The organism is uncultured Sphingomonas sp. (assembly GCF_913778135.1).
Taxonomy (GTDB): domain Bacteria; phylum Pseudomonadota; class Alphaproteobacteria; order Sphingomonadales; family Sphingomonadaceae; genus Sphingomonas.
On the sequence record NZ_CAJYVU010000015.1, the window covers coordinates 1 to 12949 of the forward strand.

At 63.4% G+C, this 12949-nt stretch carries 11 protein-coding genes, 1 tRNA gene and 1 pseudogene; 6 read left to right on the top strand and 7 right to left on the bottom strand.

Annotated features, from left to right (window positions below; translation table 11 throughout):
- Both QZ847_RS01405 and QZ847_RS01410 read right to left on the bottom strand, forming a co-directional pair.
- Nucleotides 1–578 (bottom strand): annotated as a pseudogene (locus QZ847_RS01405) (NAD-glutamate dehydrogenase domain-containing protein); the annotation flags it as partial.
- 99 nt (nucleotides 579–677) lie between these two features.
- A complete protein-coding gene (locus QZ847_RS01410; RefSeq protein ID WP_294352412.1) occupies nucleotides 678–1934 on the bottom strand; it encodes a hypothetical protein in 1257 nt (418 codons plus the stop codon).
- A 215-nt stretch (nucleotides 1935–2149) separates the two neighbouring features.
- Here QZ847_RS01410 and QZ847_RS01415 point away from each other — a divergent pair.
- Nucleotides 2150–2225 (top strand) — tRNA-Thr (locus tag QZ847_RS01415).
- A 922-nt stretch (nucleotides 2226–3147) separates the two neighbouring features.
- Here QZ847_RS01415 and QZ847_RS01420 read toward each other — a convergent pair.
- Nucleotides 3148–5457 (bottom strand): EAL domain-containing protein, encoded by a 2310-nt coding sequence (locus QZ847_RS01420; protein WP_294352414.1) that lies wholly within the window; start codon nucleotides 5455–5457, stop codon nucleotides 3148–3150.
- Entirely contained in the window at nucleotides 5454–6047 is a 594-nt protein-coding gene (locus tag QZ847_RS01425) for a methylamine utilization protein (RefSeq protein ID WP_294352416.1), read from the bottom strand. The genes QZ847_RS01420 and QZ847_RS01425 overlap by 4 nt, the downstream gene beginning before the upstream one ends.
- A gap of 87 nt (nucleotides 6048–6134) precedes the next feature.
- Between QZ847_RS01425 and QZ847_RS01430 the strand changes: the two genes are divergently transcribed.
- Both QZ847_RS01430 and QZ847_RS01435 read left to right on the top strand, forming a co-directional pair.
- Nucleotides 6135–7007 carry a DUF3034 family protein gene (locus QZ847_RS01430; protein ID WP_294352419.1) on the top strand — a complete coding sequence of 291 codons (873 nt, stop codon included), beginning with the start codon at nucleotides 6135–6137 and terminating at the stop codon, nucleotides 7005–7007.
- A 1-nt stretch (nucleotide 7008) separates the two neighbouring features.
- The gene (locus QZ847_RS01435) at nucleotides 7009–7479 is read left to right on the top strand and encodes a group 1 truncated hemoglobin (protein WP_294352421.1); all 471 of its coding nucleotides are present in this window, start codon (nucleotides 7009–7011) and stop codon (nucleotides 7477–7479) included.
- Between the two features lie 502 nt (nucleotides 7480–7981).
- Here QZ847_RS01435 and QZ847_RS01440 read toward each other — a convergent pair.
- The 3 genes from QZ847_RS01440 to QZ847_RS01450 all read right to left on the bottom strand — a co-directional run bounded on the left by QZ847_RS01440 (nucleotide 7982) and on the right by QZ847_RS01450 (nucleotide 10624).
- Nucleotides 7982–8143 carry a hypothetical protein gene (locus tag QZ847_RS01440; RefSeq protein WP_294352422.1) on the bottom strand — a complete coding sequence of 54 codons (162 nt, stop codon included), beginning with the start codon at nucleotides 8141–8143 and terminating at the stop codon, nucleotides 7982–7984.
- Nucleotides 8144–8939: 796 nt separating this feature from the next.
- Nucleotides 8940–9260: a GFA family protein gene (locus tag QZ847_RS01445; RefSeq protein WP_294352433.1), complete on the bottom strand. Its 321-nt coding sequence runs from the start codon at nucleotides 9258–9260 to the stop codon at nucleotides 8940–8942.
- Nucleotides 9261–10297: 1037 nt separating this feature from the next.
- A complete protein-coding gene (locus QZ847_RS01450) occupies nucleotides 10298–10624 on the bottom strand; it encodes a hypothetical protein (protein WP_294352425.1) in 327 nt (108 codons plus the stop codon).
- A gap of 158 nt (nucleotides 10625–10782) precedes the next feature.
- Between QZ847_RS01450 and QZ847_RS01455 the strand changes: the two genes are divergently transcribed.
- The 3 genes from QZ847_RS01455 to QZ847_RS01465 all read left to right on the top strand — a co-directional run.
- Nucleotides 10783–11187: a hypothetical protein gene (locus QZ847_RS01455; protein ID WP_294352427.1), complete on the top strand. Its 405-nt coding sequence runs from the start codon at nucleotides 10783–10785 to the stop codon at nucleotides 11185–11187.
- Nucleotides 11188–11444: 257 nt separating this feature from the next.
- On the top strand, nucleotides 11445–12527 hold the full coding sequence (locus QZ847_RS01460) for an FUSC family protein (protein ID WP_294352429.1): 1083 nt from the start codon (nucleotides 11445–11447) through the stop codon (nucleotides 12525–12527).
- A gap of 60 nt (nucleotides 12528–12587) precedes the next feature.
- Nucleotides 12588–12949, top strand: a 362-nt coding sequence (locus QZ847_RS01465; protein WP_294352431.1) for an NAD(P)-binding domain-containing protein, incomplete at its 3' end; no start/stop codon positions are given.

Consider the following 12949-nt stretch of genomic DNA (forward strand, 5'->3'; position numbering starts at 1 on the left):
TCGAGGAACCAGCGCAGCAGGTTCGCACCCTCACCGTCACCGCCAGTGTCGTCCAGCGTGCCCGCGTCGTGCGCCACCGCTGCCTGCATCGTGCGCCAGTCGCGTGTCGCCGCTCGGACGTTGGCGAGTACGTTGTTCAGATCCTCGATCAGCTCGCGCCGGTCGCGCGCGTCGGCGCGGTCCATTTCCAGGTAGATCATCGACTCGCGTCGCGCCCCCGGCTCGCCACTAGCCGCGTCGATTGCGATCAGCGTGCCGTTCTCGTCGCGCATTACCTGCACCACGGGGTGGATGATCCGCTCGATCGCGATGTCGCGCGCGCCGATCGCGCCGGCGATCGAGTCGACCAGGAACGGCATGTCGTCGTTGACGATCGCGACGCGCATCCGGCGCGGTCCGCCGTCGCCCGGCAGCGGCTCGAGCGCGATCGCAGGCGTCTCCGCCGCGCGGGTCTCGCCGGTCGCGATCAGGAACTCGGCCGCACTCGCCTGCTCGGCTTCGGCAAATCCCTGAAGCTCGTCCGGCAATGCCCGGTGGGTGAGCCGCGCCGACAGCGCGTCCGACAGTATCGTTTGCAACTTCCTCGCCATGCGCGGGGCTATGCGCCCGTCACGATCAATCCTCAACCCCGCGAAAGATTGTATCGCTCACCCTCGTGCGCGGCGTGCCCTAAGGCTTCACCGCAGCCGCGCCAGCACCCGCTCCGCCAGCCGCCGATCGCTGCTGGCATCGACCACATCGATCATTCCGTTCTGCGCCACACGGCCGAGCAGTACGATGGCATCGCCCTTCTTCGCCGCCGCAATATCGAGCATGTCGGGTGCGACACTTGCCAGCACCGCGCGATCGGCGAACTCCGTCGCGCCGCCGGCTGCCGCACCGACGCGCCTCACGCGCTCGGCGGCCACTATGTCGGCGATCCCGCCGGGCAGCGCCTCGATCGCGCGGGCCAGTCCGCCCTCGGGAACGTCGCGGCGACGCGCGTAGGCAAGCACCGCGCGCGCCTGTGCGACGGTCGCGATATCGTCGCCGAAGATCAGACGCGCGATTGTGCTCGTCGTCATGCTCTCGTTCTCGGTGACGCTCGCGGCATTCACGCCGTTTTCATCGAGCAACGCGGCATAGGCGAGCGGCGCGCGCTCCGCTGCACAGGCGAAATCGTGCGCACGCCCCAGCGCGCGGCCAATCGCCGCGGCGCTCCGCGACTGCGCGGTGCGCGCGCCCGTCGCGCTCTCACGCGCCAGCTCCAGCAACTCGGGCAGATCGGGATCGTCGTTCGCCTCGGCCACGGGTGCTGCGCTCGGCCCGTCGGCCCACACCGACGAAAGATCGGCCGCGCGCGGTGCGCTGCGTACCGATCGCGCCAGCTCGGCGTCGAGCTGCGCCTGCGTATCGCTGCTCACCATCTCCTTCCAGTTGATAACGCCGTAGATATAATCGATCGCCGCGCCATCGGAGGAAAACGGCATCAGGATGCCTCGGTAAAAGGTGTTGTGCCCGCGGATGCCGACGAACTCGGCCTCGAACCCGACCGGTGCGCGATTGGCGATGATCTGTAGGTAATGATCGGTCAGCCGCGACAGCAGCGAGCGCGGCGGCACCTGCGCGATGTTGGTGATCGACTGGTCGACCCCGCACTCCGCGCGCAACGCGGCACCCAGGAACGGGATCGCGGGGTTTTCCAGCCCTTCGCTGAAATCGAGCAGTACGCTATGCGGCCCGAAATCGGCGATGTGCGCGGGATCCAGGTCGGCAATCGTCGGGAACGGCCGTTCGGCGAGCAACGACACCCAGTGATTGTACGCGCGCACGTGCATGCGTCGCTCGTCGCTGCCGATCTTGACCTGCGGCTCGCCGACCCCCGCCTCGGTTGGATCATTGTCCTGCCGGATGCCGACTTTGTCGGAACCATCACTGCCGCGCGCGCTGTCCATAACCTGTTCTTTCCCGACGGGTTCGCCAAGCATGCGACGCGTCCCGTTCAGCGAAAGCTCTGCACCATCGGCCGTAAACGCCGCGTAAACTCCGGATCAGCCCCGCGTCTACTTGCGCGCAGCTTAAAGCATCTGCGCCGCCAGCAACGATCCCGCTTGCCACTCCCGCACACCCCTGCTAAGCGCCGCGCCTCGCCCCGACACGGGCGCACCAGGCCGCTTTAGCTCAGCTGGTAGAGCATCGCATTCGTAATGCGGGGGTCACAGGTTCGAGTCCTGTAAGCGGCACCATCCTTCTTTATGTGCGTCCACGAGGGAAGCGGCTGCGGCTGAGGGTAAGAGCGTTAGCTTGGGAACCCACGTGGGTTCTAGCTGGGACGTCTTCCGGTAAGGAGCGTCAGAACCGAGCGGTCAAACTGGCCTTCGCATCCAGTATGCGGAGGCGCCGGCGAAACTGAGCGTCGGCAACCAATTACCTTGCTCAACAAGACCCACAAGTGCACGTTCAGACCACCCTGTTCGCTTCCCAGCTTCGATCGTTCATTCATGTTTGCCCGATGCCTCGACCAGCGATGTCGAAATTGGCGAGAAGTGGGACAAACCGGTCATCCCGTCATTTCGCCGCAGCCCCGAAAGTCTCAGGATTGCCCGATAAAAGGCTAGGCTTGTGGGGCACCGATTGAGCCTGACAGCAACAATCTATCGAACGCTTTCGGAAGTATAGCGGCTTTCTAGCGCCCCCAGCAGGCGATCCGGCCATATGGTCAATCGGACGCGGCGCGGTGGACAGACCCTCCGCCATGCTGCTTGCAAAGTCGCAGAAATAAGTGATTTCTCAATCGTGGCCGACTGGAAGTACCCAGCTTGTATCCGCGTCCGAATGTCCGCTTCTGGTGGGAATCGGCCAGTCCGCTTTCGGGCGACCCATCGGGGTAAGCTGCCGTTCGCCTAGGCGACGGGAGGGGCCTTAGTGCCCGCGGACGGTGGAAAGCGGTCGGTCCGCTTTCTAGCCCTAATCGCGAACTGCAGCCCTTTGTTCAGTCGGCAGGGCGTACGCTTCGGACGTGCGCGGTCGGGCGGAAAACGGAAAGCGCCTTCAAATCGGCAACAGCGCGTGATGAGCGTTTACTCAGGTGCCAACCGGACAACACGAGCGGTAATTACTGATAATAATCAGGTTGGGATAGTGAATACGATCTTAGCTCATGATCATCTAAGCGGCTCGCAGATGCCTTGCTTTTTCTAGCACTGCTCTCGCGCTTATCTCGTCCAAAGGCTTGCTAAACAAGAAACCTTGCAACGTGCTGCAACCCTGGGCCTGGAGCTCAGCATGCTGTCCGGCGTCTTCAACACCTTCAGCGGTAGTTTCCATGTGCAATGCAGTTGCGAGGTCGACGATTGCTTTCACGATGGCGGCGGCGCTGGCATCGTGCGCGATATTGGTGATGAACGAGCGATCGATCTTGATCTTGTCGAAGGGAAACGACCGCAGATAGCTGAGCGACGAATAGCCGGTGCCGAAGTCGTCCAGCGCCACGCGCACGCCCAATGCGCGCAGCATGTGCAGGATCTGAAGCACGCCGGTTTCGCCGTCGAGGAAGACAGATTCGGTGATCTCGATCTCGAGCCGGTCGGGCGTCAGCCCGCTCGATGTCAGACATTGCAGCACGATCGACCCAAATCCTGCGGAACGAAATTGTAGTGGAGACACATTGACCGCGACGCGCACATGCTCGGGCCACCCCGCAGCGACACGACATGCTTCGTGCAGTACCCATTCGCCAATCTGCGTGATCAAGCCCGTTTCTTCGGCGATCGGGATAAACTCTACCGGCGAGATCAGCCCGTGATCAGGGTGCGGCCAGCGCAGCAGTGCCTCGAACCCTTTGATCGCCTCGCCGTCACTCGCGACGATCGGCTGGAAGTTGAGCCTGAACTGTCCAGTCCTGATCGCCACGCGCAGATCGGTTTCGATCTGACGCCGACGCCGTGCCGCCTCGTCAAGCGACTGGTCGAAAAAGCGAAGCTCACCCCGACCGTCGTGCTTGGCGCGGTAAAGCGCCAGATCGGCATTCTTCAGCAATACCGTTGCATCCGCTCCGTCGGCGGGGAACATGGCGATGCCGATGCTGCTCCCCGTCACGATCGTGTGGCCCGCGACCTCCATCGGTTCTGAGAATTGTTCGAGGATCGTACGACCCAGCAGGCGCGAGCGACCGCTGTCACCCGTCTCCGGCACCACGATGGCGAACTCGTCGCCGCCAAGTCGCGATACCATTGCGCCGTCCGCAACCCGGAGCAGGCGTTCAGCAACCTGGCGCAGCAAGGCGTCGCCGACCGGGTGTCCGAGTGTATCGTTGATGCTCTTGAACCCGTCGAGGTCAAGGCACAGCACGCCGACCTTCTCGTTCAAGCGCGCCGCACGCGCGACCGCCTGCTCAAACGATTGTTGGAACAACACGCGGTTCGGTAGGTCGGTCAGTCCGTCGTGGAACGCCAAGTGCGTGATGCGCTGCTCACGTTCCTTGATGCCGAGCGACATGCGATTGAACGAGCGCGCCAGCCGGCCAACTTCGTCATCGCCGTAGACCGCAACTTCGGCGTGCTCGCCATTTTCCAGCTGCCTCGACGCCGCATCGAGTGCAACGATCGGCTGCGCGATACCGCGTGCCAGTCGGCCGGTTCCGAGGACGATTATGAGGAGCCACACTAGACCCGCTGCGATGAGGCCAATCTGGATAGAACGATACGATTGCATCGCACGCGCGATCGGATAGCTGAGCAGCAGCGCTGCCTGCGCGCGACCATTCGGAGCAGCGAGCGGGCGCAGAATGGCGAAACTGCTGCCGCCGCGCGTCACCACGCTGGTAACCGCGCGTCTGGTCGCGGCTGGTAGCGTGAGATGCCCATCGGTCCACGCGCCATCGCGCGTGCGCGTCAGCATCTGCGCTGTGAGTGGCATCGCAAACAGCTTTTCCAAGTCGCGCATCTCACCCGCATCCAGCGGCATGACGAAGGCGATGCGGCCGATCTCGTTGGGCGCGAGGATCGGCGCGGTGACGATCCGATTGACCTTGCCCGCGCTTGCAACAACCGCGTCGCGGCGATCCCCTTCGATCGCATCGACGAACCCGGCCACTTTGCCACCGAGTTCGCCCGCGTCGCCGATCACCTGACCTGCATCGGTCACGAGGACGACGTGCGGCACGTCGGCACGCACACGCAGGCTGTCGAGTGCGGACACGATCGTCGCGACATCGTTGCTCGCAACCGCACTGCGGAAACCGAAGTCACGCGCGACCACGTCGGCGGCCCCCGTCAGCGCGCGCTCGCGCTCCTGCCAGAGCCGGTCATAGACCGAGGCGCTGGTGGATAGCTCATCGGTCGCCGCGCTGCGGGCGCTGCGCTCGATCATCACCTGCGCGAGCACGGCCAGCACCACCAGTCCGACCGTGAACAGCCCGGCGTAGAGTACCGTCAGTCGCGTTCGCAGGGTTCTGAAGGGTGGCAGCGCCAGTTTCATCGATGTAGCTGAAGCGTCGTGGTGAGACCCGTCGCCGCAACGGAGGCGGGCTGCTCCAGCGTGTTGCCGGCGGAACGGATCGATGGATGCCACACCGCAACCCGGCCTGATCCCGGTGTCACGTTCATCCGCACGCGCCCTGCGGCATCGGTGAGCGCGGTGTAGGGGCTTGCGGTCACGTACACGACGCCGTTCATCGTGTCGTGGATGTTGCACCCCAACGCCACGGCACCGGGTTTGTCGAAGACGACGTTCCGGCTCTCGTCCCGGCCGAACAGCTTCAACTCGAACTTCTTGGGCTTAGAGAAGGAGTAGACGTGATGCCGTACCTTGTCGAAATTGGGGAAGCTCACCGTGGCACCGACCGGTACGATCAGGACGCGCGGATCGAACTGGATGTTGCGTTGTGCAACCACGTAGGGGCCGCGCGGCGCCGGCGCAGCCGTACCAGGCATCGTGACGGTCACGACGGCGCCCGATAGCGGGCGACCGTCGACGCCGACGACCTGGATCAGCACAGGGGCTGCCTTGGCAGTGGTAGCGATCGGCAATGCAACCAGAGCGAGCATCACGATACGGAAATTGCGCATGATGGCTGGCTTAGCTGCTTGAAGGTTGCCGGCAGGTAAACTCCGGCGTTAACTTCGTTTTCGAACATCATGCGCGAAATACGCAGCATGATTCGATCGTTCGCGACCGCCGTTCTGACCCTTCTGACCGTCTCGCAACCAGCTCTGGCCGGTGATCGCCGCGCGGGCGGCAAGCTGTTGCTCACCAACGGTGTCACCAGTGTCGAAGGCGCGGCGGGCGGCGGGCTTGCCAGCTGGGCGGTAATCGCCGGCAACGAAACGCGCGACGGCATCGGAGGCAAGGCCAACGCGACGCTGGTCGCGCTGCCCGACTTCGACCTGACGAGCTTCGGCGCGGCGGTCGGGATCAACGACCGGGTCGAATTGTCGTACACGCGGCAGCGTTTCGATACGCGCGCCGCGGGCGCGGCGCTGGGGCTCGGGCGCGGTTTCACGTTCGGACAGGACGTGTTCGGCGCCAAGCTGCGCGTGATCGGTGACGCGGTCTGGGATCAGGACAGCTGGTTGCCGCAGATCGCGGTCGGCGTGCAGCACAAGCGCGCGAACCGCGGCGCGGTCATCCGCGCGGTCGGCGGACGCTACGATGCCGGAACCGACTTCTACGTCGCCGCGACCAAGGTCGTCCTATCGCGCGGGCTGGTGCTGAACGCCACGATGCGCGCGACCAAGGCGAACCAATTCGGTTTGCTGGGCTTCGGCGGCGATCGGCACGACCGGTATCGCGCGCAATTCGAAGGTTCCGCGGGGGTGATGCTGTCGCGGCGGCTTGTCATCGGTGTCGAGGGACGCAGCAAGCCGAGCAACCTCCGGTTCGCGCGCGAGCAGAAAGCAGTGGACGCGTTCGCGGCCTGGGCGGTGGCGCGCAACGTGTCGCTCACCGCAGCCTATGTCGACTTGGGCGACATCGCCACCGTTCGCCGGCAGCGCGGCGCGTTTCTCTCAGTACAAGGATCGTTCTAAGATGCTGATTGCCGCCATCCTGCTGCTCCAGGCGAGCGTTGCCGTGCCTGCGGGCGAGGATCCGGTCGCGCCGTACACGCAATCCGACCACAATGCCGGCGCGACTCCATTCAAGGACGACCGCCTCTGGCGTGACTTTCACGAGGAAGCGGGGGTGTCGCGGATCGTCGACGATCTGGTTTCGCGTAACCAGAGCGATCCGCGAATCAGTGACATCTTCAAGAACCAGGATCTCGTTAGGCTCAGGCGAACGCTGAAGGAACAGTTCTGCTTCATTCTGGGCGGCGGTTGCTCCTACACCGGCCGGGATATGCGAGCGGCGCACAAGGACATGGGCATCCAGCGCGCAGACATGACCGCGCTGGTCGAGAACTTGCAGGCGGCAATGCGTGCAGAGCACGTGTCTTTCGCATCACAGAACCGCCTGCTGGCCAAGCTCGCGCCGATGCAGCGGGAGGTCGTTGAACGTTGAAGGACCAAAAATTGTTCGCGAAGTGGCATTGGACTGGCGAACTGTGTGCTAGAACTCTGCGACAGAGGACCGACCGGCGCGACTTGCCTGCCGAGAACGCCGACCTGCATCGCCAGCGCCGACCCAACCGCTCTCCCAAAAAACGGTAGAGTTTCAGGTACCGGATTACCGGCGCTCGAACATAGTCGGGCACGCACCGAGATACTCGGTTTTGCCAAAAGCCGCATATCCGAGCTTCTCGGCAACGCGGATGGAAGGTCAATTATCGGGGTGAATGATGCAAACGGTGCGCTTCGACTTCCGGCTCCGATCCATCCACGTGTGCGCGGCGGCGACTGCTTCGGTGGCTGCCGTGCGAGCTGATTGCTAGAACCTACGCAGCTTCCGGAAAGGGGTCGAAGGTTTCACCAAGCCCGCGCGAGAAGTGAGCAAGCCCGACCTCACCGACAAAGGCACTGCCGCCCTTCTCTCGAACAGAAAAGACGCCGTATTCGTATGACGCTCAATGCGCGATGTTGTGCAAGAGTTTGTTCCAAACATCTTCTCGGCTCGCGGGCTTGCCGCCGATGAACTCCGCCACCCCGGCGTCGCTGCTCATCGCGAATGAATCATCAAAGTCCGCAAGCGTTGGCTTCGCTAACGTGAGGCGTACGGTACCAATCATCGCTGCATCATGCGCACCTAGACCGATTTCGACAACGATGCATCACACGACCCAGGTTTCACAATTAGGAACAGCCAGCGAGACGCCAAGGTCATTCCCACTGGGATCGTTGATTGGGAATGGGGCTTCGATGATGGCAAGCGATGCCTCTATCATAGATGACCAAACTGTAATCAACGGATACAGCGGCGACGCAGGTAAGACGCACCATCAATGTCGTGGCGAGGACAGGGCAGTGACGCGCTTGGTAGCTGGTCTAGTTATAGCGGTTCTCCTATCGACCTCAGCCTTCGGGCAAGACCGCATCAGTGAGACATGCAGCGGGACGGAAACAATCGAAGCGGGTACAAGCGCCCCCACGACCGTGCCCTATTCGCTGACGTTTAGCATGGACCTCAAATCGGGCTATTACTGCTATGCGGAATGTAAGCCGGAGCAGACGTATGCAATTAGAGATTGGTTGTCAGACCCAATCAAGCTGGCCGATGTACATGCGGGCAACCAGACCAGACTGACTACGTTTAGCCGCAAGAGCAGGCTTCTTGCCGACGATCAGGTCGTACAAGTTCTAGGAACGGTGAAACGAAGCGCAAGAGCTACCTGTCAACCGTCAGCTTTTCATGAGCCGACACCTCTACCCGGACATTGAATCGTTCCGCTTCTGTCTCGGTTCCGGGCTCGCCTCAATCGAGCCAAACGTCTTAATCTTTGCGAAGGCGGTCTCATTACCCTTCCTAAAAACGAACGGCGATCGGGACATACGAGGCCGTCTCTATGGGATCGAGTTTCGGGAAAGCTACCCTCGCCCCTTGGGGAAATGCTGCGCATCACCGGGCATCGTGATCCAGCGATGCATCGTTTGCTCCCAAACCGACCGAACAGGTGGCTGGAACTCAGGATCAGCGATCGTTCCGACCGCGACGCCAATCATCGTCGGGTGCTTGCCCGCCCGGGCATAGATGGTCGATCCGCATGTCGAGTAGAAGAACGTCTCGAAGGTGTTGCCCTCAACGATAGGTCGCTCATAACGTTGAGCGTCTCCCACAATGGTCAATTGATCGGCGGCATAATAAGCCATTAAGCCAATCGGCGAGCCGGTGCGCCGCTGACAGGCGATGCAATGGCAAGCGACGACAGCAGCTGTGGGACCAGGAAGCTCGACCCTTAGCTGGCCGCACTAGTCATCGGGTCGACAACACCCTGCCCTGCATATCCGGGCAGTACTCCCAAACTGGACCGATGAAGTGTGACAAGCCACGCTTAGGGTGGTGCAGTCCGCATGGACCTCACATGTGGCGGTCGCAGGGAATGGCAGTGCGTCGCCTTTTACTATGACGATTGCAGCCCTCAGGCCTTGTCCAACGTGTCTCTCACTGCCGCGCTCATCTTCGGGCGGTGATCAACAGGTCTGATGCCAGCTATCCGTTTCGTAGGATTTGGTCACCGTGGATCATGGGCAACGTTGCCGTGGTCCCCGACCGCGGTGGCTAACATCACGACCAGCCGCTTGCCTTGGGAACGATGAAATTCGACCGATCGTTTTCAATCACCAGAGCAACGGTTGCCGGGAGATTCGTAGATGCGTTGTAAATTTATGGCCATCTTCGCCGCTTTGGCGATGGTGTTGACGGGCTTGGGGGCGACCGTCGCACCGACCGAGGCATCGGCCCAGTCGTACCGCTATGATCGAGGCTACTCCCGCAATCGCGGCTTCAACCGTGGGCGCTATTATGCGCCGCGACGCGGCTATCGTGGTTATCGTGGGTATCGCGGGTATCGCGGGTATCGCGGGTATCGCGGCCCACGTGGCTATTATGGTCGCCGCTATCGTTACTAACCCAAGAGAAAAGACGCAGGCTACACCAGCGCCCATCGTTCCTGTCCGACGCCGATGATCGGGCAGGTAGCGCGGGCGCCCGGCTCGTGCGAGGAGCGCGTGTGCAGCCTTCACGTCGCTGACAGTGCCGAGCGTCAGCATCAGCGCAGGCGGAGGGAGAGTGACGTCGGTGAGCGCGTGGACCTTGGTCGTTCAGCCACCGCGAGAGCGGCCGATCACCTGGGCCGAACTCAAAATTTTTGCGCCAGATGCAGCCCAATGCGCCTTCACGTAGGTGCTTTCGTTGGCGGTGCTCCTCGCCGCCGCGCCCGCGTCCATCAGCGCTTCTTGTAGGTTAAGCCAGAAACCTCCGTGCCACCTTCGGTTGAACCGGTTGCAGATCGTCGTAAACGGCCTGTCCTCGACCGAGCCGTCGCACCAGCGACCGCCGGCGCGGTCAGCACATGCAGAATGCCCGCGATCACCCGCCGGTCGTTCACCCGTCGCACTCCAGGCTGGTTCTTGGACTTGTGCGGCTTGATCGACGCCCATACCTCGCCCGACAGCCAAAATAGCGCCATGCCCAGCTTTCTTCGATCCAGCGCCACGGCGATAGAGGAAACCCGCTCCGCCTCAACCCGCTGATTGAGTTTGCGCCTTGGCATGTCACGCTCCACATCCGCCAAGCAAGACACCGCTCTACAACAGATCAAAGCGCTCAAGCAGCGAGCAAGCAACCGTCCACGTCATGCAGCGTGAGTTTGACGACGCTACTGGCCCTAAAACTCGGCTGTTCGCGCGCAATCGCTGTCGTGAACGCTAATTGAACGAGGTTCGCGACTGGCGGCGCTTCGGGGCCGGAGGCGAGCCGTGGTTCGGGTTCGATGCGGGGCGCGATCTCGACGGACTACTGCCAGAGATCCTGACGGTGCCGCTCTTGGGGCACCTTCAGACATACGCCGGCTGCGCGATCCGCGGCGGTCATGGCCGCTGGTTGCTCCATGCATGCAACGCCTACTTCTACCACGACGACATGCGCGCGTCGAAGCGCCACTGCACACCAGCACATCGCGACTGCCAGCTTCTGATGGAAATGGACGCGCGAAGCCGGCTGAACAATCAGGAGAGGTTGCGAGCGCTGCCGATGGCGCGCCGTGACGAACTGACCGTCACCTGCACGCATGATCCGGTCGAGCTTGAACGCTTGATTGCAGGGTCACCCCTGTGACGCGTCGAGGCAGGGCACACCGGATCAGCGGCGTGGTCAAGAGGAGCGCCGCCGAAGCCATCGGCACCTTGACATGATCGGCTCCACGATCAACGCGGCACGATTTGCCAGACGACGATCGTCACCACCTCGTTCTCGCTCACGTCACCGGCCACCTACCTTCTCTCGCCGGCATGCACGAACAAGGCACGTCGCTGGATAAACTCGACGGCGGCAGTGATTATAGCGGCAGTGAACCCTTTGCCTCTCTCCTGCGCATGAACCGTTCGTACGCTCGCGTGCCGCTCGACGCGCGGCGTGTGGACGCGATCGAGTGCGTCGTGTCGGTCATGCTGGCGATCGCGCTGGCGCATTGGACCGGCGCGCGCAACGTCAGCTGGGCGGCCTTTTCCGGCTATATGGTGATGCGCGGCCATGTGTCGGAGACGATGCTGCGCGGGTTGCTGCGCATCGTCGGCACTGGTGTCGGCGCGGTGCTGGCGCTGCTGCTGGTGCCGTGGGCGGTGCAGGGCGCGCCCGCGATGTCGCTCCTGCTCGGCCTCGTCACGCTGCCGACGCTCTACGCCGCGCTGACGGCGAAACGCGCATACGCCTGGCTGTTCGTCGCGCTGACGTTCGCCATGATCGTGCTCGACGCCGCCGAACATCCGGGCACGGCGCTGCAGGCCCTGATCGCGACGCGCGTGCTGGAAGTTACGGTGGGTACGCTCGCCTGCGTCGCGGTGAGCCTCGCCTCGACACTGACGCTCCGACGTCTGTGGCCGGCCGCGGCGGGTATCCGCGCGACGGGGCTGGGCTGGCATCCCGATGCGCTGCGCCACGCCGCGCAGGGGACGCTGGCGGTCATGCTGCTGCCGTGGATCGCGCAGATCGTCGACGTGCCCGAGATCGCGCAGGGCGCGGTCACGATCCTGGCCGTGATGATGGTGCCGCTGCAAGGACTGGCGGCGGGTGGCTTACGTCCGGTCTCGGCCCGATTGTGGCAGCGCGTGATCGGCTGCGTCGCGGGCGGCGCTTACGCGGGCATGGTGCTGCTGCTCCACGTTTCGACCGGCGCCCTGCTGCTGGCGGTCGCACTCGGCGTCGCGCTCGGGCGGATGGCGGAGAATGGCTGGCGCACGCGGAGCTACGTCGGGACGCAGTTCGTGCTTGCCGTACTGGTCACGCTCGTTCCCGATCGGGTTGAGGATGCCGCAGTCGCGCCCGCACTGGCGCGACTCACCGGTATCGGAGTCGGACTGGCGATTTTGGAGCCGGTGCTTGTCGCATGGCACCTGATCGCGCGACCGCGTGCCGCAACCGGAGGCGCCGCCGCGTTGAACGAGCCCGGCGGTCCATAGAACCCGGCATCGCGCCCGCGCGTTCACGCACGAAGAACACTAGGCGCAGGAAGAACGAACATGGACATCGGTTTCGTCGGGCTCGGTCGCATGGGGATCGGCATGGCGCGGAACCTCGCCGCGGCGGGGCATCACGTGCGCGCGTGGAACCGCTCTCCGGTCGTTACGGCCGAGCTGCCGGGTGTGGAACTGCTCGATCAGGCTGCGGACGCGTTCGAGAGCGAAGTCGTGTTCACGATGCTCGCCGACGATGCCGCGATCCGGCAGGTCGTGCTCGATGCCGGGCTCCTGTCACGCGCGCGATCGGGGCTGGTCCACGTGGTGAGCGCGACGATCGCGGTCGATTTCGCGCGCGAACTGGCCGCCGCGCATGAGGCAGCGGGGCTCGGCTATGTCTCCGCCCCGGTGTTCGGGCGGCCGGA

Bases quoted from the DNA above. Each gene is read 5' to 3' on its own strand.
- QZ847_RS01450 (WP_294352425.1), bottom strand. From the start codon at position 10,624: ATGCCAAGGCGCAAACTCAATCAGCGGGTTGAGGCGGAGCGGGTTTCC.
- QZ847_RS01420 (WP_294352414.1), bottom strand. From the start codon at position 5,457: ATGAAACTGGCGCTGCCACCCTTCAGAACCCTGCGAACGCGACTGACG.
- QZ847_RS01430 (WP_294352419.1), top strand. From the start codon at position 6,135: ATGATTCGATCGTTCGCGACCGCCGTTCTGACCCTTCTGACCGTCTCG.
- QZ847_RS01460 (WP_294352429.1), top strand. From the start codon at position 11,445: ATGAACCGTTCGTACGCTCGCGTGCCGCTCGACGCGCGGCGTGTGGAC.
- QZ847_RS01440 (WP_294352422.1), bottom strand. From the start codon at position 8,143: ATGATTGGTACCGTACGCCTCACGTTAGCGAAGCCAACGCTTGCGGAC.
- QZ847_RS01435 (WP_294352421.1), top strand. From the start codon at position 7,009: ATGCTGATTGCCGCCATCCTGCTGCTCCAGGCGAGCGTTGCCGTGCCT.
- QZ847_RS01425 (WP_294352416.1), bottom strand. From the start codon at position 6,047: ATGCGCAATTTCCGTATCGTGATGCTCGCTCTGGTTGCATTGCCGATC.
- QZ847_RS01410 (WP_294352412.1), bottom strand. From the start codon at position 1,934: ATGGACAGCGCGCGCGGCAGTGATGGTTCCGACAAAGTCGGCATCCGG.